Here is a 20,708-nt window from a genome sequence, read left to right on the forward strand (position 1 = left end):
ACTGTTCCAAATGGCGATCCGGCCCTCGTATCGTGTCTCGGGCCAAAATCCGGCGCGGTGACCGCTGTTCGGAATTTGTTAGCTGCTTTCGTTCAGACGCGCGTCAATGATCGTTCGAGCGGCCTGGAACGCGGCTTCTATAGTCATTTCCGACGTATCAAGCAAGTGCGCATCCTCCGCGGGTTTCAAAGGCGAATCGGCGCGGTTCATGTCGCGTTCGTCGCGCTTCTCGATGTCGGCGAGAATGACGGCCTCTTCCGCCTCGCCGCCATTGCCGAGGATTTCGTGGAAGCGCCGACGCGCCCGCACCTGCGCGGAAGCCGTGACATAGAGTTTCACCGGCGCGTCCGGGCAGACCACCGTGCCGATGTCGCGACCGTCGAGCACCGCGCCCGGCGGGCGGGCCGCGAAGACACGCTGTCGCTGGACCAGGACGCGGCGGACGGCGGTCATGACCGCGACCTTCGACGCCGCCTCGCCGATCGTGTGGTCGGCGAGTACGTCGCGGCGCATGTCGGCGATATCGAAACGCTGCGCCGCCTCGATCGCGGCGGCTTCGTCATCGAGGGGCTGGCCGGCATCCATCAGCGCCTTGGCGACGGCGCGGTAGGTCAGTCCGGTGTCCAGGTGGCGGAACCCGTAATGGGCGGCGATGCGCCGCGCCAGCGTTCCCTTCCCGGATGCCGCCGGCCCGTCGATGGCGATGGTGAAGCTCATGGATCGACCTGCATTGCGGCTCCGAGCCCCGCCATCAGGTCCAGGAAACCCGGGAAGCTCGTCGCGATCATCGCACAATCGTCGATCCGCGCGCCATGTTCGGCGGCGAGGCCGAAGACGAGGAAGCTCATCGCAATGCGATGGTCGAGATGCGTCTCCACGACGGCATCGGCCGTCATCGCGCCCAGCCCCTTGCCGCCGGGATGCCCGGTCACCTTCAGCCAGTCGCGCCCCGCCGAACAGGTGACGCCGTTGACCTCCAGCGCATTCGCCACCGCCGCCAGGCGGTCGCTTTCCTTGACCCGCAATTCCTCGATGCCCGCCATCAGCGTCTCGCCTTCGGCAAAACTCGCCGCCACGGCGAGGATCGGATACTCGTCGATCATCGAGGGAGCGCGCTCGGCCGGCACCTCGATCCCCTTGAGGTCGGAGGCGCGCACCCGCAGGTCGGCGACGTCCTCGCCGCCGGTCTGGCGTTCGTTCGTCACCTCGATCACGGCGCCCATCTCCAGAAGCGTCGTGATCAGCCCGGTGCGGGTCGGGTTCATCATCACGTTCTCGATCGTGACGTCCGAACCATGCGTGACCAGCGCTGCGACGATCAGGAAGGCGGCGGAAGACGGGTCGCCCGGCACGGTCACGCGCTGTCCGGCAAGCGTGCCCTGGCCTTCGACGGCGATGTGCCGCGCGCCGTTGGCGTCGCCGTGGATCTCGATCCCGGCACCGAAGGCCTTCAGCATGTTTTCGGTGTGATCGCGCGTCATCACCGGCTCGATCACGGTGGTGATGCCGGGCGCGTTGAGGCCGGCGAGCAAGACGGCGGACTTCACCTGCGCGGACGCCACCGGCACGCGATAGGTGATCGGATTGGCCGTGCGCGGCCCGTGCAGCGTCAGCGGCAGGCGGTCGCCCGCGCTCGCCTCCACCTGGACGCCCATCTGGCGCAGCGGATCGAGCACGCGGCCCATCGGCCGACGCGACAGCGATGCGTCGCCGACGAAGCGCGTTTCCATGTCGTAGGTGCCGACGAGGCCCATGGTCAGGCGCGAGCCGGTGCCGGCATTGCCGAAATCGAGCGCGGCCTCCGGCTCCAGCAGGCAGCCATTGCCGACGCCGTGGACGACCCATTCGGCGCCGTCCTGGTGGATCTGCGCGCCCATCGCGCGCATCGCCGCGGCGGTCGCCAGCACGTCGTCGCCCTCCAGGAGGCCGCTGATCCGCGTTTCGCCGGCCGCGAGACCGCCCAGCATCAAGGCCCGATGCGAGACCGATTTGTCGCCCGGCACGCGCACGGTTCCCGACAGGGACGAGGACGGCCGCGACAGGGCAGGCGTTGGCTGAAGCGATGTCGACACGGATGCAGTCCCGGCGGTTGATTGAAGGGCCGGGCGCGGCCTAACACAGGATCGCGACGAAATCACCTCGCCGCCCGTGTGGAAAAACGCAACGGTGCGAAGCGATTTCGCCTTTGACAGGAATTTTCTTTGTCGCTATGGACCGACGATATTTTTCAGGACAAGAGAACCATCGTTCCACTTCCGAATTTCGGGGGAACGCAGGAATGCATCAAGGACGCGACCGTGGCTAAACCGGAACTTGGAACCAAGCGCATCTGCCCCGAGACGGGCCGCAAATTCTACGATCTCAACAAGGATCCGATCATCTCTCCCTATACGGGCAAGAGTTATCCGCTCTCCTTCTTCGACGACACCAAGTCCGAAGTGATCGAGGAAAAGGCCGAAGAAACCGCGGAAGCGTCGGCGGAAGCGGAAGACGAGGACGATTCCACGGACGCCGATGTCGTGTCTTTGGAGGATGCGGAAGAGGATGATTCCGGCAAGGACGACAACCTTCCGGATCTCGGCGACAACACCGACGACGAAATCGACATCGACGACGACGACGACGACGACACCTTCCTCGCCGACGACGAAGACGAAGACGAGGACGATGTCAGCGGCATCATCGACGTCGGCGGCGGCGACGACGACGAAAGCTGAGAAAAGCGCGTCGCGGGGACTTGATCTTGTCGCGGCGCGAATGTATCTGACCGCGGTCCGCAGGCGTCCCAAGCCTGCCGCGAAACGGACGGGGCCATAGCTCAGTTGGGAGAGCGCTACAATGGCATTGTAGAGGTCAGGGGTTCGACTCCCCTTGGCTCCACCAAATCTCCGGGAAATCACTGATTTCCCAAATTCCTCACAAGACGTCTTCCCTTGCTCGTTCCGATTGGCGCGCGTCATGCGACGCGGGTCGGTCCATCGAGCGGAACGAATCGCAGGGTTTCGGTCTCGCCGCTAATAGAGAACCGAAGGCAGCCAGAGCGCGATTGCGGGGAACTGAAGCAGCAGTGCGATCAGCACGAGATGCGCGGCCAGGAATGGCACGATGCCCGCGAATATCTTCGCCAGTGGTACGTCGGGCAACTGGCCCTTGATGATGAAGGCGTTCAGCCCGACGGGCGGGGTGATCAGCCCCATCTCCACGACGATGACCATGATGACGCCGTACCAGACCGGATCGTAGCCCAGGGCTGTGACCACCGGCAGGAAGACGGGGATCGTCACGAGGATGATCGAGATGGAATCGAGGAAGCAACCGAGGACGACGTAAAAGGCCAGGATGCAGATGATCACGAGTTGCGGCGAGGGATCTGCCTGCGTGATCGCATCGACAAGCGCGTGGGGAATGCGCGTCAGCGCCATGAAATAGGAAAAGAACCAGGCACCGACCAGCGCGAACATCAGCATTGACGTGGTGGTCAGCGTCTCCACGAGGCTGTTGACGAAATCGCGCCATGTGAGGTTGCCGGTCAGGCGCGCAATGACGACGGCGGCAAACGCCGCGACGCCCGCCGCCTCGGTCGGGCTGAACCACCCGGAATAGATGCCGCCGACCGCGATCGTGAACAGGAAGAGCATCTTCCAGGTCGGCAGGAGGGGCCGCATTCGCTCGCGAATCGGCATCGGCTCGCTGGCGGGCATCCAGGCCGGGCGGATCCGGGTGATGATGAAGATGACGGCGACGAAGAGCGCGGTGAGCAACACGCCGGGAAGCATGCCGGCGGCGAACAGCGCCGGCACCGATTCCTGGGCTGCGAGCGCATAGATCACCATGACGCCGGATGGCGGGATCAGGATGCCGAGTGTCCCGCCCGCCGCCACAGAGCCGGCGGCGATGCGGATATCGTATCCGTATCTGCGCATTTCGGGCACGCAGATCGGCGCGAAGGTTCCGGCCGTCGCGATGGAAGAGCCGCAGATCGACGAAAAGCCGGCGCAGCCGCCGACGGTGGCGATCGCCAGGCCGCCGCGCCGGCCGGCCGTCAGCGCGTTGGCGGCCGCATATATCTCCTTGGACATTCCGCTCGCGGTCGCAATCGATCCGACCAGGATGAAGAGCGGCAGGACGGCGAAGCCATGGCTGGCAAGGGTTTCCGGCGTGACGCCGATCAGATAGACGGTCCGATCCCATCCGGCGATCGCCATGTAGCCGCCGAACCCCACCAGCCCCATCGCCGCGCCCAGCGGAAACCGGAGCAGGATAAGGACCGTCAGGACCACGATGCCGGCGATGCCGACCTCGAGTGGCGTCATGCCCGCTCCCCTTTCCACCGCAACAGTTTCAGGGTCTCGCGCACCAGCAGGAAGGCAGCGCAAAGGGCCGCGACACACAGGGCGATGAAGATCGGGCCCAGCTTCACGATCATCGGGATTTCGCGGTCAGGCGTGAATTCGCCATAGCGCACCGTGTCCATCATCGGCGTGTACATGAAGATCGCGAGCATGGCGGCGAAGACGAGCATCCCGGCAAGCCCGAACACCCGCAAGAGCTGGATTGCCCGGCCCGGCAGCAGGGCATCGACGATCTCCACCGTGATTTGACCGTCCTTGAGCAGGGTCCGGGCGATCGGCAGGAATGCGACCGGCGCCATCAGAAGCGCGACGATCTCGTAGGCACCGAAAATGCGCGCGCCGAGAAGGTTGCCGAGTGTCACGTCGGCGACGATGAGCCCGACCATCGCGACGAGGCAGATCGCCGCGATGAGAACGAGCGCACCCGCCAGGCGTTCGAGAAGCAAGTTCACGACCGGTCAGAAACCTCGATCAAGTGCGCGACGCCCGGCCTTCAGTTCCGCGCCTGGTCCAGCGCGCGGATGCGGTCATAGAGGGCGCGCAAGTCGGGATGTTCGGCTTCGAGCTCGGAAAGCAATTCGTCATTATAGGCTTCAGACGCCTTTGCGACGGCCTCGACCAGCGCGGCATCCGGCTCGACGGCTTCAAGGTCGATCGTCTCGACATACTCGTTGACCATCGGGTTTTCCTCGTCATACGCCTTGACGAAATCCGTCGCGCTTTCCGGGCCGCCAAGGTCGTCGATGAGCGGTTTCAGGTCGTCTGGAAGATTGTCATAGGTCGTCGGGTTGATCGCCAGGCCGACCAGGAGATGGATCTTGAGCAGCGGGGTCTGGTAGTCGACCAGGTCTCCGACCTTCAGGGCCCAGACCGTCCCGCGCGAGGCGTGCAGACCGTCGAGCGAATTCTTCTGCAGCCCCTCGGCGACTTCGCCGGCCGGAATGCTGATCGGGTCGGCGCCGACCGCGCGCAGCACCGCCTGGCCCGACTTGCTGGTCACCCGTATCCGCTTGCCCTTGATGTCCTCCAACGTGCGCACCGGTGCGTTGGTCGTGAACAGCCGGTCCTGCGAAAGGGCGGCGAGCCACAACATGCGGACACCCTCATATTCCGGATAGAGCGCCTCTTCCGCAACCTCCTGCACCGTGCTCGTCGAATCCGCATCGGTCCTGGCGTTGGCGAGTATGTTCGGAAGGGCGAACAGGTCGGTCTTCGTGAAACGGCCCGGCGTATAGGAGGTCACGAACATCGCGATGTCGGCGACGCCGGTCCGGACCAGGTCGTAATGTTTCGGGGCCGGCCCCATGGACGATCCGTGGAAGACCTCGGCCTTGATCCTGCCGCCCGAACGCTCTTCCAGTTGCTTGGCGTAGGTGTCGAGCGCCCGGCCCATGCCGCCGGAAGCGGAGGCGAAATTGGCCAGGCGCAAGGTGATGGTGTCCTGTGCCTGCGCGGCGGCGCCAACAAGGGAGATCGCCGCGGCGAACGCTAACGTCACGAGACGGGGAAGGTTTTTCATCGCTTGTGAGACTCCAGTTCGAAGGGTGGATTGCGTGGTCAGGATTCGACCGGTGACAGCGTTTCGACGAGAACGCGCTTCAGTACCTTTCCCGCATCGTTTCTCGGCAGGCTTGCGACGATGTGGATGACGTCGGGGCGCTTGTCCGCGACCAGGCTGGCATGGACCTGGCCGCTCAGCGTCTCCAGCGTCACGCCGGGCTTGACCGTGACGAACAAGGCCAGACGCTCGGCCTGCTCCTCGTCGCGGAAGCCCACCGCGGCGGCCTCCATGATCGCGTCCAGGCGCTCCAGCGTGCTCTCGATTTCGCGCGGGAAGATGTTCACGCCCTTCCGAACGATCATGTCTGACGCGCGCCCCGTCAGGGTGAGGAAACCCTCTTCGTCGAGAACGCCCAGATCTCCGGGGATCGCCCAGCCGTCGATCAAGCGGTCGGACAGTTCGCGACGCTCTCCGATGATGCCGTCGGCGATCGTGGGGTTGCGCACGCCGATCAGGCCGGGTTCGCCGCGCGGCAGTTCGTTGCCCTCCATGTCGGTGATCCTGACGAGCCCGTGCCTGTTCGGCCGACCTACCGATTCCGGCTTCTGGAGGATGTCCTCTCCGTAGAGCGACGAAACGATGCCGCAGTAGCTCGACCCGTAGGAAATGCGCACCTCACGGGAAAGCTCCCTGTAGGCCCGGACGATGGTCTCGGCGGGGAACGTGCCGCCGGCGCCTCCGAGAGCCGTGAGATTTGGAAACATCGGCTCGGTGCGGCCGCTCGACAGTTCCAGTAGGCCGAAGAGTTGCGGAGGGACGACAAATGTCTGCCGGGCTTTGCGGGAGAGGAACTCGTCGGCAATCTCTTCTGCAGAGGAAATCGGCGGCATGATGTAGGTCGGGCTGCCGTCGAGAATCTGCGAGATGTTCCTCATGATCCCGCCCGCGTAGAACAGCGGCACCGCGTGAACCATCAGCCCGCGGCCGGAGCCGAGATAGTACTGCGAATAGGTCCAGTGCAGGCGCATCGCCGTCTCGTGATTGAACACCACGCCGACGGGCGTCCCGGTCGTGCCGGACGAGCGAATGATGAAGGCGGGATGCGCCTCGGCGGGCCGAAAGAGGATGTCGTCGCTTTCCGCCATCACCGTATCGAGGAGGCTGTCGCCGGTAGCGACCGACAGATATTCGCCGTCCCTGGCGGACGCGCGCGGCTCCACGATCGCGCGGACGTTGAAGGACTGCGCCAGGGCCGCCTTCTCCTGCCGCCTTGCCCGGAAGTCGACCATCATGCCGGTCGCGCCGACCAGCCATGTTGCCAGGAGGACGATCAGGGCCTGGTCCGGCTTCGGCAGCGCAATCGCGACGCGATCGCCCGGCACGACGCCGTGCCTGCCGAGATGCCGTGCGGTCCTGTTCGCGCTTCTTACGAGTTCGGCATAGGTGAAGCTGGAGCTTGGGGTTGCGATCGCTTCGCGGTCAGGTGCCGACGCGGCGATTCCCATGATGCTGTCGATCAGGTTGAAATTGCTCATGTCGCGTATTGCCGTTCTTCATCGGCTGCCGGGGCGAGATCGACGCGCAATTGATCCACCTGACGCGCGAGGACGTCCGGGTCCTCCCCGTCGATCAGTCTCTGCAGGATGCGCGCCGTGACCGGAGATCTCACCGCCTGCGCGTGGTTTTCGCCGGAGACGATGATCTTCCTGTTGGGCAGCGTCCGGTTGATCGGGAAATCCGGGTCCGTCATGGCCCGGTTCAGCTTCTCGTTGCCGATGATGATCACGGGATGATCGGACGGTTTGACGACGTGGGCACGGAATGCGTGTTTGAGCATCACCCGCGTCAAGGCCCCGTGTTCGCTGCGGGACTGCTCGACCAGCTTTGGATCGACATCTGTCCTGTCGCGCCTGACGGGCGCGCGGCCGAGCAGGCGCTTGACGAAGCGCTTGGCGCTGGGGCGCTGGTTGGCGGCATCGAGATATCTGCGAACGATGAAATCCCGGACCCGCTCGTTTCTGATCGCTTCCGGACTTCTTTCCTCGATGAAGACGCCGGTATTCGCGAAGACATAGAGCTTGCTCACCAGGCTGATGGTCTCGTCGGCAATCCGGTTCAAGACGCCGGAAGGAACCGGGAGCGTCAAGCGCGAAAGCTGGACCGTCCGATACGCGTCCTTCTGCGTCTTCTGGATCACCGGATCGATCAGGATCACCTTGTCGGGCTTGATACCCTCGGCCTCCATCAGCCGGACCATTTCAACAGCGATCCACCCCCCGGCGCACAGGGCTCCCAGGATCCAAGGTCCGTTCGGCCGGACATCCAGCATCATCCGCAGATAGGCCTCTGCGATATCCTCGACCCGGCCAAGCGGCTCGGCGGCGCCGTCGAAGCCGACGGCGTGAAAGATGTAGATCGGCTGCTGCGGGTCGATCGCCGCGCGGAATTCGGGCCGCAGGAACGCCATGCCGGCATTTCCGTGGACGAGGAAGATCGGCGTCTTGTTTCCCTCGGCGTTGATGCTGGTCAGATTGCCGGGGAGTTCCGACGGGGCCTTGCCCTGAAGTCCGGCAACCAGCACGGCCAACTTGCGCGGCGTGTTGATGTCCAGCAACTGGCTCTGCTTGAACGCGATGTTGAAGGTCGAACCCAGTGCGATCGCAAGGCCCTCCGCGACCAGCGAGTCTCCGCCGAGTTCAAAAAAATCGTCTTCGACGCCAACGCGGTCGAGCTCGAAGATGTCCGCCCAGATCTCCGTCAGTTTCTGTTCAAGAGTGCTGGACGGAGGGACGTATTCATCGAGATCAAGGAAATCCCTAGGCTTGCGCTGACCCAATTGCCAATCCCCGAATCTCACCTCGAACTTTGCGTCAGGAAAGGCATACAATGCGAAGCGCTTCGTGCCAAGAAAAGTCCTTTTGACCGCAAGGGGAGCAAGTCGCGTCAGCACATCTTTGGTTCAACCGTGTGCCCCAGACGCAATATCACCGCTGTATGCGGCGCGCGGGCTCTCCTTTGGGGCAATGCGAGAACTTCGACGGAAACTTGGCGATCTCGACCGGAAAGTTCAGTCGATCAGGAGATATCTGAACCAGAGAGGGCCGGAAGGGTAGGACAGCGTCACCGGTATGGACGAGCGTCCGTAGCTTTTCGCCGACTCGATTGCCTTGAAGATATCGTCGGCAGAGGCGACGGTCTTTTCGTTGACCTGGAACATCTCCACGCCAGACCGAATGCCGGCGTTTGCGGCTGCGCTGCCTGATGCGACCGCGGTGACGAGAACGCCGCGGCCATCTCCAAACGGCAGCACCGTCAAGCCATACCCGGCGAGCGCGATCTCGGGCGGTGTGGACTCGGTGTCTTCGCCGTCTTCAGTTTTCAGGACGGCGTAGCTGTAGCGATCATGATGCTCGACCAGAAGCGCCACGGCCCTTCTGCCTGAAGCCGCGACAGCGCCCAAGCTCTCTTCGATGTCGGCAGCCGAAGCCACGTCCTCGCGATCGACGCTGACAATCCGCGATCCGGCGGTGATTTCGGCATCGTCTGCGGCGCTGCCAGGCTGCACGCCGATGACGCGAACGCCGTAGCCTTTCTCGTCCGGCGTGACCATCAGGCCGTATTCGGCAAGCGTCGTCCTGCGCTTCCTTTCGGGTTCTGTCGGCTCGGGTTCCGGCTTTGCCATCGCTTCTTCGCTCTTGGAGAGCGATTCGATCCGTCGCCTCGCCAGCGCGTCGTAGAAGGCGTTCTTCTCGCCGAATTGTTCGCGAAACGCTTCGAGCAGGCTGATGTCGTCCGTCTGTTCCACGATGGCCCATGCCGCGACGACCGTGTCGGCGGACACGCTCTCCTCCGGCGTCTCGTCGACGGCGGCAGGCACGCCGGGCTCCGGCTCGATCAGGAATATCGGCCGGCCCGGCAGCGAACTGTATTCCGCGGGTTTCTGGGTGCCCGTGCTCTGCAAGACGTCCTCGCGCACCTTGCCGAACATGAACCGGATATCGAGGCCCGGTTCCCCGATATGCTTCAGGAGGGCCCGGGCGTAGGGGCTGTTTCGCCCGGAGCCGTCGTCCGCCGTCGTGCCGGCCGCCGCCGAATAGGCGATCAGCATGTTGCCGGAGGCCGGCTCGACGCGGGAAAACCCCCTGCCGACCGAACGCTTCTGCGAGGTCATTTCCATGGTCTGCGCAAACGGGTTGTCGCGGCAGGCGTCGAGGATGAGAAGCTTGAGCCCCTCGACATCCGCGATGGCCTGGGTGAGCTGCGCGATCTCGAAGGCCTCGTAGGGCAGGTCGCGATCCGTCGCCAGTTCCGCGTCGGTCGGGATCAGGTAGTTGCGCCCGCCTACCTCCATGCCGTGCCCGGCGAAATAGATGACGGCGATGTCCGCGCCCGCGGCCTTGCGACTGAACTCCCGCAACGCCCGGCGCATGCCGGCAAAGGTCAGGTCATGGTGCAGATCGACGTCGAAGTTCAGCCCCTCGAAGGCCGTCGCCAGATCGTCGGCGTCGTTGACGGGGTTGTTGAGCCGGATCTCGTTGCTGTAGGCGGCGTTGCCGATGATCAGCGCGACGCGGCCTTTCGCCAGGCCGGGGGAGGCCACCAGCAAGCAGACCGCGAGGGCGGCGAAAAGAACCAGGATCTGCGGTCTTGCGCGTGTCGGCATCGAGCACTCCCCAACCCTTGCGGACGGCCCGCGATCTGAAGCCGAACCGATGGACCGGACCCAACCCTAGCGTGCGCTCCCGGCTTCAACAAGCGGCCGGGTCGGTCGGGCATCTCCGGCTGCGGTCGGGGAGGCGCGGGACTCAGCCGTCCTTGGCGGGCGTGAAGCCGACGCCCTGGGCGCGCACGCCGCCGGCGCAGGTGTCCGCGATGGATCCGTCCAGCGGACCGACGCTCACGCTGTGCAGGAACAGGAAGCCATTGGCGAAGGCGCGCATCTTGAGCAGCAGAAGCGCGTTGTCGCGGCTCGGCGGCCCCTCGAAGGAATCGCCCCGGCACAATGTCGCCGACAGGTTGGAGAACCGCCCGACTTTCTCGGGCACCGAATCGACGACCTGCACCCGCGCCGCCTGCTGCCGGGTCGGCATCGATTGGCTGTCCTCCAGCACCGAGGAGGTGCTGCAGCCGGCGAGCAGGACGAGGAAGATCGGGAGGAGGATCGGCAGGGATGTCTTCATTGCGGGTCCCGTTCTGGCATGTCGCTCGGTCGCGGTCTTAGTGACGCCGCGTGGCGGCAGCGAATCGACCGCGTTGTTGGCGCCGCGCCGAGGCCTTGACGCCGTCACGCGCTGCCGGTCGGCCATCTACAGGCATCCATCGCCGCGGGCAAGCCGGCGTGAAATTGCAGTGTTCCGGCATGCGGTCATAAGGCGGTGATCTTATCCATGTGAGCGACAATCTCGCGGACTATCGACAAACCGTTTGCTTTTTGTAACATTTCACCGGTAAGAGTCTGTTAAGAGATGGCTGCGTTGGGGGGGCAAACCGATGCAAGACGACGTTCGTATTCATCTTCATCCGGTCCGCGCCGAGCAATTGATCATGCTGGCGGAGAAGTGGCGGTGCAACTCGAACGAAGCGGTCGAGAGGCTGATCAGGGAGCGGATCGCCGCCGGGGAGTTGCCCGACAGCACGCCCGGGCTCGAAGTCGCCGCTTTCGGCAATGTTGTCGCCTTCAAGATCGATTTCGACAGAACCCCGCCCATGTCCTGGCAGCAGGCGATGAAGATCAGCCAGGCGCTCGGTCGTCTGGCCGAGGGCAAGATGCAGGGTTTCCGCTGCGCCTATAGCGAGGACACGATCCTTGTCTTCGCCCGCAAGGGTGACCTGCACACGATCAGCTTCACCTCGCCCGAGCACAAGAAAGCGGTGTCGGTGACGCCGTCCATTCTCGAAGACCTGTCACGCCAGTTCCGCACGGCGGCGATGGGGGCGAAGGCCAACAAGACCGGTCAGGCCAACGGCGCCCAGCGGGCGCTGCCGCAGCCTGAACAGGCGGCTGTGGCACACGCCTGAGGCGCCGTATCGGGTTCGCCACGCGATCGTCCGTGGCGGCGGGTTGAGCATGCAGAGCGAGGAGCACCGCTGCTCGCGTTGAAAATCTTGATGCGACTTCGCCGCTCAGCCCAGGGTTGAGGGCCATTATTGGCCTGTCAGCAGGCTTTGCACGATGCATTCGCACGTTTTCACCCTGAATCGTCGGCTTTTCGCCGCTACGGTCTTTGATTCGCGGAAATTCCCCTATTATATGTCTTACGTGGCGTCGGTTCCCGTAACCGTCGGCGCCCCTGGTCCTTGGAAAGAACAACGATAAACAGCTGCCAGGCGGCAAGGACAATTGATGACGGCCAATAATAAGAAACAACCCAATCCCATCGACATTCACGTGGGAAGCCGCATACGGCTGCGCCGAACGATGCTCGGCATGAGCCAGGAGAAGCTGGGCGAGGCGCTCGGCATCACCTTCCAGCAAGTTCAGAAATACGAGAAGGGCACCAATCGCGTGGGGGCGAGCCGGTTGCAGAACATCGCGGCAATCCTCGGTGTGCCGGTGGCGTTCTTCTTCGAGGACGCGCCGGGCGATACCGGTGAAAACTCGGCCGAAGGCATGAGCGAATCCTCCTCGACCTATGTGGTGAATTTCCTTTCGAGCGCCGAAGGCCTTCAGCTCAACCGGGCGTTCGTCAAGATTTCCGACGCCCGGGTGCGTCGCCGCATCATCGACCTGGTGCGCGCGCTTGCGGCGGATTCGGAGGAGAGTTCCTGACGCGTCAGGATATGCACTTATCCTTATGTCTTTAAGCGCCGGCCGGTTTTTCCTTGACCGGAGCAGGCCTCTTGCCTAACGAGGGCGGACTTCATGCCGCCGGCTCGGCGGTGCTGTATTGCGACGATCGGGGACAGCTTCATGGCGCGCCAAGACTATCTTTTCACCTCGGAATCGGTTTCCGAAGGGCATCCGGACAAGGTTTGCGACCGGATTTCCGACGAGATCGTCGATTTGATCTATCGCGAGGCGCGCAAGCACGGCGAGGATGAGAAGTGGCGCGTCCGCGTCGCCTGCGAGACGCTCGCCACGACCAACCGCGTCGTGATCGCGGGAGAGGTGCGCGTGCCCGAGAGCATGCTGAAGAAGGACAAGGCGGGCAATCCCGTCACCGACGCGACCGGTCACCCGATGGTCAATCCGTCGAAGTTCCGTTCGGCTGCGCGCCGCGCCATCCGGGCCATCGGCTACGAGCAGGACGGCTTCCACTGGAAGACCTGCCGCATCGACGTTCTCCTGCACGGCCAGTCGGCCGATATCGCCCAGGGCGTCGACAACGCCGCGGACAAGCAGGGCGAGGAAGGTGCCGGCGACCAGGGCATCATGTTCGGCTACGCCTGCAACGAGACGCCCGAACTGATGCCGGCGCCGATCTACTACGCACACAAGATCCTCGAATTGCTCGCCGCCGCCCGCCACGCCGGCGAAGGCGAGGCTGCCAAGCTCGGCCCGGACGCCAAGTCGCAAGTCACAGTGCGCTACAAGGACGGCGTGCCCGCAGAGGTGACGCAGATCGTCCTGTCGACGCAGCACATGGACGGAAGCTGGGACAGCAAGAAGGTCCGTTCCGTCGTCGAGCCCTATATCCGCGAAGCGCTGGGCGACCTGCCGATCGCGGCGGACTGCAACTGGTACATCAACCCGACCGGAAAATTCGTGATCGGCGGACCGGACGGCGACGCCGGACTGACCGGCCGCAAGATCATCGTCGACACCTATGGCGGTGCGGCCCCGCATGGCGGCGGCGCGTTTTCCGGCAAGGACACGACCAAGGTGGACCGCTCGGCAGCCTATGCCGCGCGCTATCTTGCCAAGAACGTGGTCGCGGCCAAGATCGCCGACCGCTGCAACATCCAGCTCTCCTACGCCATCGGCGTCGCCCAGCCGCTGTCGATCTATGTCGACACCTACGGCACCGGCAAGGTCGACGACGCGGCCATCGAGAACGCGCTGCGCGAGGTCATGGACCTGTCGCCGACCGGCATCCGCAAGCATCTCGACTTGAACAAGCCCATCTACGCCAAGACTTCGGCCTATGGCCATTTCGGACGCAAGCCGGGCCGCGACGGCTCGTTTGCCTGGGAGCGGACCAACCTGGTCAAGCCGCTGAAGGAAGCTCTCGGCGTGAAATGACCGGCGAACGCCGCACCCGTTCCACCGAGGCCTTCTTCGGCCGCCGGCGCGGCAAGACGCTGCGCCCGCGTCAGGCCGAACAACTCGAACGCCTCCTGCCGCAATGGCGCATAGACCTCGCCGCCGCACCGCCGGCGGCGTTGGCGAGCCTGTTTGCCCATGCGCCGAATAGGATCATCCTCGAAATCGGCTTCGGCGGCGGGGAACACCTGCTGCATCGCGCGCTGGAAAGCCCCGAGACCGGCTTCATCGGCGTCGAGCCCTTCGTCAATTCCATGGCGAAATTCGTCTCTGCCGCAGAAGACGCGGGCGTCACCAATGTCCGCCTCCACGACGATGACGCGACCCAGTTGCTCGACTGGCTGCCGCCGGCCTGCCTCGACGGGATCGACCTGCTCTATCCGGACCCCTGGCCGAAGATGCGCCACTGGAAACGGCGTTTCGTCAATCGGGGCAATCTCGATCGCTTCGCGCGGGTATTGAAGCCCGGCGGCCGCTTCCGCTTCGCCTCCGACATCGACACCTATGTCAACTGGACGCTGCACCACATCCATGCGCATCCGGACTTCGACTGGCCCGCGCGCAACGCCGGCGATTGGCGCGAGCCCTATCCGGGCTGGCCGGGAACCCGCTACGAGGCCAAGGCCCTGCGCGAAGGTCGCACGCCCGCCTATCTGACGTTTCGGCGAACGTAGTCGGGCGACCTGGGCAGGCCCGGTCTGCGCGCCCGTGTCGCGACCCAAGGCGCGCGTATCGGCAAGATGATCCTGGCCGACTTCGCGCATCGGAGCGCGCCGATCGCCGCCCGGGCGATGCGCCTTCATGGCCTGTGAGTGGTCTGCCCTTGCGCCACGGGGCCTATGGGCGTATATGAGTCCCAAATTCTTGGTCTGATTGAACAAGGGTGGGCCCGCAAGGACCCGCTCTTTTTCTTTGGCGGTAAGGAAGAGCAGCAATTGGCCGACGCATATCTGGCGCCGATCGAAAATGACGAGCCGCGCATCGTGCGCGAGACCGGCGTTGACGCACGCGTCGCGGCGATCATCGAGCCCGTGCTGAACAGCGCCGGCTACAAGCTCGTGCGGGTGCGCCTGTCGGGCATGAACGGACTGACGCTGCAGATCATGGCCGAACGCGCCGACGGCACGATGACGGTGGAGGACTGCGAGGAAGTCTCGCGCATGCTGTCGCCGCTGCTCGACGTGGAAGACCCGATCGATCGGGCCTACCATCTGGAAGTGTCGTCGCCGGGCATCGACCGGCCGCTGATGCGGCTGTCCGACTTCGCCAAGTGGCGCGGCCACGTCGCCAAGATCGAGACCTCGGTGATGGTCGAGGGGCGCAAGCGCTTCCGCGGCACCATCATCGACCTGACGCAGGACGCGGTGACGCTGGAGGCCGACAAGGCGAGCTTTGGCGAGGCGATGGTCTCGCACATCCCGCTCGACGCGATCGCCGATGCGCGGCTGATCCTGACCGACGATCTGATCCGCGCCGCGCTCAAGGCCGACAAGGCGGCCCGCCAGGCGCGCGGACTGGAGATCGAGGACGAAGATTCCGCATCCGACGGCGATGCGGACAATTGAGAGCTTAACGGAGACGACAATGGCAGTCAGTGCAAACAGGCTGGAGCTTCTGCAGATCGCCGACGCGGTTGCCCGCGAGAAGCTGATCGACAAGGACATCGTCATCGGCGCGATGGCCGACGCGATCCAGAAGGCCGCGAAATCGCGCTACGGTCAGGAAACCGACATCCGCGCCGACATCAACACCAAGACCGGCGAGATCAAGCTGCAGCGGCTGCTCGAGGTCTCCGAGGTGGTCGAGGATCCGGCGACGCAGATCTCCATCGAGCAGGCTCGCGACCGCAACCCCGACGCTCAGCCGGGCGACTTCATCGCCGAACAGCTTCCGCCGCTCGATTTCGGCCGCATCGCCGCGCAGTCGGCCAAGCAGGTCATCGTGCAGAAGGTGCGCGAGGCCGAGCGCGACAACCAGTATGACGAGTTCAAGGACCGCGTCGGCGAGATCGTCAACGGCACCGTCAAGCGCGTCGAATACGGCAATGTCATCGTCGATCTCGGTCGCGCCGAAGCGATCATCCGCCGTGACGAGCTGATCCCGCGCGAAACCTATCGCTATGGCGACCGCGTGCGCGCCTATGTCTACGACGTGCGCCGCGAGCAGCGCGGCCCGCAGATCTTCCTGTCGCGCACCCATCCGCAGTTCATGGCGAAACTGTTCCAGATGGAAGTGCCGGAAATCTATGACGGCATCATCGAGATCAAGTCGGTCGCCCGCGACCCGGGTTCCCGCGCCAAGATCGCCGTCGTCAGCCGCGATTCCGCCATCGACCCGGTCGGCGCCTGCGTCGGCATGCGTGGCAGTCGCGTCCAGGCGGTTGTCGGCGAATTGCAGGGCGAGAAGATCGACATCATTCCTTGGCAGCCCGACGCTGCCTCCTTCATCGTCAACGCACTGCAGCCGGCCGAAGTGGCCAAGGTCGTGCTCGACGAGGAAGCCGAGCGCATCGAAGTGGTCGTGCCGGACGAGCAGCTGTCGCTCGCGATCGGCCGCCGCGGCCAGAACGTGCGCCTCGCCTCGCAGCTCACCGGCTGGGACATCGACATCCTGACCGAGGAAGAGGAATCGGCGCGTCGTCAGAAGGAGTTCATCGAGCGCTCCAACCTGTTCATGGACGCCCTCGACGTCGACGAGATGGTCGGCCAGGTCCTCGCCTCGGAAGGCTTCACCTCCATCGAGGAAGTCGCCTATGTCGATCCGGAGGAGGTTTCCTCCATCGAGGGCTTCGACGAGGAGACGGCCGCCGAGATCCAGACGCGCGCCCAGGAATATCTCGACCGCATCGAGGCCGAAAACGACGAGAAGCGCAAGGCGCTCGGCGTGGCCGACGAACTGCGCGAGATCCCCGGCGTCACCACCGCGATGATGGTCGCGCTGGGCGGCGAGGACGTGAAGTCGATGGAAGACTTCGCCGGCTGCGCGTCGGACGATCTGGTCGGCTGGCGGGAGCGCAAGGACGGCGAGACCGTCATCCATGACGGCATCCTGACGCCCTTCGGCCTGTCGCGCGCCGAAGCCGAGGAAATGATCGTGGCCGCACGCCTCGCCGTCGGCTGGATCACGGAAGAGGATCTGCGCGGCGACGAGGAAGCCGAGCTCGAAGGTGAGGAAGTCGAGGGCGAGGAAGCGGTCGAACCCGCTCCCGAAGCCTGAGCCTTCGATGATGGTCGCGCGGACGGAAACGGCATTTGGGCATGGTTGCAGTCAGGCAGGACGACATGAACGACCGCACCTGCATCGTGACCGGCCGGGCCGGCTCCGCGGAGGACATGATCCGCTTCGTGGCGGGACCCGACGGCAACGTCGTCCCTGACCTGAAGCGGGCCCTGCCGGGGCGGGGCTGCTGGGTCACGGCGCACCGCGATCTGGTCGACAAGGCGGTAAAGAAGAAGCTTTTCCGCCGCGGCCTGAAACAGGATGTCGTCGCCGACCTTGAACTCGGCGCCCTCGTCGATCATCTGATAGCAAGGCGCGCGCTCGGCCAGCTTGGCCTGGCCCGCAAGGCCGGCGCCGCGGTAACCGGCGCCACCCAGGTCGACAAGGTGGTGCGCTCAGGCACCGCGATTGCCGTCCTGCACGATCCGGGCGCCGCTCCGGACGGCGTGCGCAAGATCGATCAGGCCCGCACATTCGTCGTTCGAATGGATGGGCCGGATATTCCCGCATTCAAATCGTTCGCTCCGGGCGAATTGGATTTGGCATTGGGTGTGGGAAATGTGATACATGCTGCCATACTTGACGGACAGCCGGGACGTGCTGCGCTGCGGCACCTTGTATTTCTCGACCGTTTCCGGCATTCCAGCGCAGAAAATGACAGGCCGGGCGGCGCCAGTGAGAAGACCGCGAAGGATAAGATTACGGAATGAATGATACGACAGACGACAAGAAGACCGATGCGGACGGCAAGCGCACGCTTACGCTGAAACGCTCCGGCGGTGACAAGGGCACCGTGCGGCAGAACTTCAGCCATGGCCGCTCTAAGTCGGTGGTCGTCGAAACGCGCAAGCGGAAATTCACCCGCCCGGATGAAAAGCCGGCGGGCGGCGCTTCGCTCGCCGCCGGCGTGAAGCCGCGCGGCGCATCCTCCGCATCCGCACCGACGACACCCGAAGCGCCGAAATCGCCGCCGCCCGCGGCTGCAAGGCCCGCGGCGCCGAAGCGGCCGCGCAGCGGCGTTGTCCTGAACCAGCTCTCGGCCAACGAGATCGAGGCGCGCCGCCGCGCGCTCGAAGGCGCGAAGGCGCGCGAGGTCGAGGATCGCAAGCGCGCGGCCGAGGAAGCCAAGCGCATGGCCGAGGAGGACGAGCGTCGCGCCAAGGAGCGCGCCGAGTCCGAACGTCGCCAGCGTGAAGAAGAAGAACGTCTTGCCGCCGAGAAGGCCGCGCGCGAGCGCGCCGAGGCCGAGGCCGCCAAGCGCGCGCCCGCCGAGGAAGAGGCCAAGCCCGCCGCCGCGGCCGCGCCGCAGGCGGCCCGTCCGGCCGCCAAGCGCGGCGGTGACGAGGATGAAGAGCGCGGCAGCGGCAGTCCGCGGCGTTCCGGCCCGAGCCGGGCCGACACCCCGCCGCGTCCGTCGCCGCGTCGCGACGACGAGCGCCGCCGTGGCAAGCTGACCCTGTCCAGCGTCGGCGCCGACGGCGAAGGCCGCTCGCGCTCGCTTTCCGCGATGCGCCGCCGCCAGGAGAAGTTCAAGCGCTCCATGGCCGGCAACGAGCCGCGCGAGAAGATCTCGCGCGAGGTCCAGCTTCCGGAGACCATCACCATCCAGGAACTCGCCCAGCGCATGGCCGAACGTGCCGTCGACGTGGTCAAGTACCTGATGAAGGAAGGCCAGATGATGAAGCCGGGCGATCTGATCGACGCCGACATGGCTGAACTCATCGCCCAGGAATTCGGCCACACCGTCAAGCGCGTCACCGAGGCGGATGTCGAGGAAGGCATCTTCGACGTCGAGGACAATCCCGAGGACATGCAGCCGCGTCCGCCGGTGGTCACCATCATGGGCCACGTCGACCACGGCAAGACCTCGCTGCTCGACGCGATCCGCGAAGCCAATGTCGTCAAGGGCGAGGCCGGTGGCATCACCCAGCACATCGGCGCCTATCAGGTCGAGAAGGACGGTCAGAAGATCACCTTCCTCGACACGCCGGGCCACGCCGCCTTCACCGCGATGCGCGCCCGCGGCGCGCAGGCGACCGACATCGCCATCCTGGTGGTGGCCGCCGACGACAGCGTGATGCCGCAGACGATCGAATCGATCAACCACATCAAGGCGGCCGGCGTGCCGCTCATCGTGGCGATCAACAAGATCGACAAGCCGGACGCGGACCCGCAGAAGGTCCGCACCGAATTGCTGCAGCACGAGGTCTTCGTCGAATCCATGGGCGGCGACGTTCAGGAAGTCGAGGTCTCCGCGCTCAAGCACACCAATCTCGACGGCCTTCTGGAAGCGATCCTGCTTCAGTCCGAGGTTCTCGAACTGAAGGCCAATCCGGACCGCACCGCCGAGGGCGTCGTCATCGAGGCCAAGCTCGACAAGGGCCGCGGTTCGGTTGCGACCGTTCTGGTGCAGGCCGGCACGCTGAAGACCGGCGACATCGTCGTCGCCGGCGACGAATGGGGCCGGGTGCGCGCGATCATCAACGATCGCGGCGATCAGCTCAAGGAAGCCGAGCCGTCCCTTCCGGTCGAGATCCTCGGCCTCAACGGCACGCCGCAGGCCGGCGACAAGGTCGCCGTGGTGGAATCGGAGGCGCGTGCGCGCGAAATCTCCGAATACCGCCAGCGCGTCGCCCGCGAGAAGGCGGTTGCACGCCAGGCCGGTTCGCGCGGTTCGCTCGAACAGATGATGGCGCAGGCCGCCAATCAGGACCTCGCCGAGTTCCCGCTGGTCATCAAGGCCGACGTGCAGGGCTCCGTCGAGGCGATCCTCGGCGCGCTTGAAAAGCTCGGCACCGACGAGGTGCAGGCCCGCATCGTCCATTCGGGCGCCGGCGGCATCACCGAGACCGACGTGACGCTCGCCGAATCCACCGGGTCGGCGATCATGGCCTTCAACGTCCGCGCCAACAAGCAGGCGCGCGATCTGGCCGAGCAGTCCGGCGTGGAAATCCGCTACTACAACATCATCTACAACCTGCTGGATGACGTGAAGGCGGCCATGTCCGGCCTGTTGTCGCCGGAACGCCGCGAGACCTTCCTCGGCAATGCCGAGATCCTCGAAGTCTTCAACATCACCAAGGTCGGCAAGGTTGCCGGTTGTAAGGTCACCGAGGGCAAGGTGGAACGTGGTGCCGGCGTGCGCCTGGTGCGCGACAACGTCGTCATCCACGAGGGCAAGCTCAAGACGCTCAAGCGCTTCAAGGACGAAGTCGGCGAAGTGCCGGTCGGCCAGGAATGCGGCATGGCCTTCGAGAACTACGACGACATCCGTGCCGGCGACGTGATCGAGTGCTTCCGCGTCGAGGAGATCGCGCGGACGCTCTAGGCGCTGCGCATCGGTTGAGACATGCGAGGGGCCGGCATTCTTGCCGGCCCTGCGCTATTCTAGCATCATGCATGCGCAGCGCGCCCTCGTCGCGCGCGGATGCCC

18 protein-coding genes and 1 tRNA gene are annotated in these 20,708 nt (G+C 64.9%); 10 read left to right on the forward strand and 9 right to left on the reverse strand.

What is annotated here, in order from left to right; genetic code table 11:
- Positions 1 to 78: 78 nt before the first annotated feature.
- The gene (gene cmk / locus MRY80_RS23385) at positions 79 to 717 is read right to left on the reverse strand and encodes a (d)CMP kinase (protein ID WP_293293672.1); all 639 of its coding nucleotides are present in this window, start codon (positions 715 to 717) and stop codon (positions 79 to 81) included.
- Positions 714 to 2,072: a 3-phosphoshikimate 1-carboxyvinyltransferase gene (gene aroA, locus MRY80_RS23390; protein ID WP_293293674.1), complete on the reverse strand. Its 1,359-nt coding sequence runs from the start codon at positions 2,070 to 2,072 to the stop codon at positions 714 to 716. Before aroA ends, cmk begins: the two co-directional genes overlap by 4 nt.
- A gap of 225 nt (positions 2,073 to 2,297) precedes the next feature.
- Here aroA and MRY80_RS23395 point away from each other — a divergent pair, with 225 nt between their 5' ends.
- Both MRY80_RS23395 and MRY80_RS23400 read left to right on the forward strand, forming a co-directional pair.
- Positions 2,298 to 2,717: a TIGR02300 family protein gene (locus MRY80_RS23395; protein WP_293293676.1), complete on the forward strand. Its 420-nt coding sequence runs from the start codon at positions 2,298 to 2,300 to the stop codon at positions 2,715 to 2,717.
- A gap of 90 nt (positions 2,718 to 2,807) precedes the next feature.
- A tRNA-Ala gene (locus MRY80_RS23400) sits at positions 2,808 to 2,883 on the forward strand.
- A gap of 131 nt (positions 2,884 to 3,014) precedes the next feature.
- Here MRY80_RS23400 and MRY80_RS23405 read toward each other — a convergent pair.
- From MRY80_RS23405 to MRY80_RS23435, 7 genes are all read right to left on the reverse strand, one after another.
- Positions 3,015 to 4,313 carry a TRAP transporter large permease gene (locus MRY80_RS23405; protein ID WP_293293678.1) on the reverse strand — a complete coding sequence of 433 codons (1,299 nt, stop codon included), beginning with the start codon at positions 4,311 to 4,313 and terminating at the stop codon, positions 3,015 to 3,017.
- A complete protein-coding gene (locus MRY80_RS23410) occupies positions 4,310 to 4,798 on the reverse strand; it encodes a TRAP transporter small permease subunit (protein WP_293293680.1) in 489 nt (162 codons plus the stop codon). Before MRY80_RS23410 ends, MRY80_RS23405 begins: the two co-directional genes overlap by 4 nt.
- 47 nt (positions 4,799 to 4,845) lie before the next feature.
- Positions 4,846 to 5,871, reverse strand: a complete 1,026-nt coding sequence (gene dctP, locus MRY80_RS23415) for a TRAP transporter substrate-binding protein DctP (RefSeq protein WP_293293682.1) — start codon at positions 5,869 to 5,871, stop codon at positions 4,846 to 4,848.
- A gap of 38 nt (positions 5,872 to 5,909) precedes the next feature.
- Positions 5,910 to 7,388 (reverse strand): class I adenylate-forming enzyme family protein, encoded by a 1,479-nt coding sequence (locus MRY80_RS23420; RefSeq protein ID WP_293293684.1) that lies wholly within the window; start codon positions 7,386 to 7,388, stop codon positions 5,910 to 5,912.
- Positions 7,385 to 8,689, reverse strand: coding sequence for a phosphopantetheine-binding protein (locus MRY80_RS23425; RefSeq protein ID WP_293293686.1), 1,305 nt, complete (start codon positions 8,687 to 8,689; stop codon positions 7,385 to 7,387). The genes MRY80_RS23420 and MRY80_RS23425 overlap by 4 nt, the downstream gene beginning before the upstream one ends.
- Before the next feature lie 231 nt (positions 8,690 to 8,920).
- Positions 8,921 to 10,516, reverse strand: coding sequence for a caspase family protein (locus tag MRY80_RS23430; RefSeq protein WP_293293688.1), 1,596 nt, complete (start codon positions 10,514 to 10,516; stop codon positions 8,921 to 8,923).
- A 142-nt stretch (positions 10,517 to 10,658) separates the two neighbouring features.
- On the reverse strand, positions 10,659 to 11,033 hold the full coding sequence (locus MRY80_RS23435) for a hypothetical protein (RefSeq protein WP_293293689.1): 375 nt from the start codon (positions 11,031 to 11,033) through the stop codon (positions 10,659 to 10,661).
- 310 nt (positions 11,034 to 11,343) lie between these two features.
- On the opposite strand from MRY80_RS23435, the gene MRY80_RS23440 reads away from it, so the two are divergent.
- The 8 genes from MRY80_RS23440 (at position 11,344) to infB (ending at position 20,603) form a co-directional block, all read left to right on the forward strand.
- The gene (locus tag MRY80_RS23440; RefSeq protein WP_293293690.1) at positions 11,344 to 11,871 is read left to right on the forward strand and encodes a hypothetical protein; all 528 of its coding nucleotides are present in this window, start codon (positions 11,344 to 11,346) and stop codon (positions 11,869 to 11,871) included.
- A gap of 325 nt (positions 11,872 to 12,196) precedes the next feature.
- Positions 12,197 to 12,622, forward strand: a complete 426-nt coding sequence (locus MRY80_RS23445) for a helix-turn-helix domain-containing protein (RefSeq protein WP_293293691.1) — start codon at positions 12,197 to 12,199, stop codon at positions 12,620 to 12,622.
- Positions 12,623 to 12,763: 141 nt separating this feature from the next.
- Entirely contained in the window at positions 12,764 to 14,035 is a 1,272-nt protein-coding gene (gene metK, locus MRY80_RS23450) for a methionine adenosyltransferase (RefSeq protein ID WP_293293692.1), read from the forward strand.
- Positions 14,032 to 14,730, forward strand: coding sequence for a tRNA (guanine(46)-N(7))-methyltransferase TrmB (locus MRY80_RS23455; protein ID WP_293293694.1), 699 nt, complete (start codon positions 14,032 to 14,034; stop codon positions 14,728 to 14,730). Before metK ends, MRY80_RS23455 begins: the two co-directional genes overlap by 4 nt.
- A 261-nt stretch (positions 14,731 to 14,991) precedes the next feature.
- Entirely contained in the window at positions 14,992 to 15,621 is a 630-nt protein-coding gene (gene rimP / locus MRY80_RS23460; protein ID WP_293293696.1) for a ribosome maturation factor RimP, read from the forward strand.
- Between the two features lie 19 nt (positions 15,622 to 15,640).
- Positions 15,641 to 17,272 carry a transcription termination factor NusA gene (nusA, locus tag MRY80_RS23465; protein ID WP_293293698.1) on the forward strand — a complete coding sequence of 544 codons (1,632 nt, stop codon included), beginning with the start codon at positions 15,641 to 15,643 and terminating at the stop codon, positions 17,270 to 17,272.
- A 65-nt stretch (positions 17,273 to 17,337) separates the two neighbouring features.
- Positions 17,338 to 17,985, forward strand: a complete 648-nt coding sequence (locus MRY80_RS23470; protein ID WP_293293700.1) for an RNA-binding protein — start codon at positions 17,338 to 17,340, stop codon at positions 17,983 to 17,985.
- Positions 17,982 to 20,603 carry a translation initiation factor IF-2 gene (infB, locus tag MRY80_RS23475; RefSeq protein WP_293293702.1) on the forward strand — a complete coding sequence of 874 codons (2,622 nt, stop codon included), beginning with the start codon at positions 17,982 to 17,984 and terminating at the stop codon, positions 20,601 to 20,603. The genes MRY80_RS23470 and infB overlap by 4 nt, the downstream gene beginning before the upstream one ends.
- Positions 20,604 to 20,708 lie beyond the last annotated feature (105 nt).

The organism is Oricola sp., from assembly GCF_022763245.1.
Classification (GTDB): domain Bacteria; phylum Pseudomonadota; class Alphaproteobacteria; order Rhizobiales; family Rhizobiaceae; genus Oricola.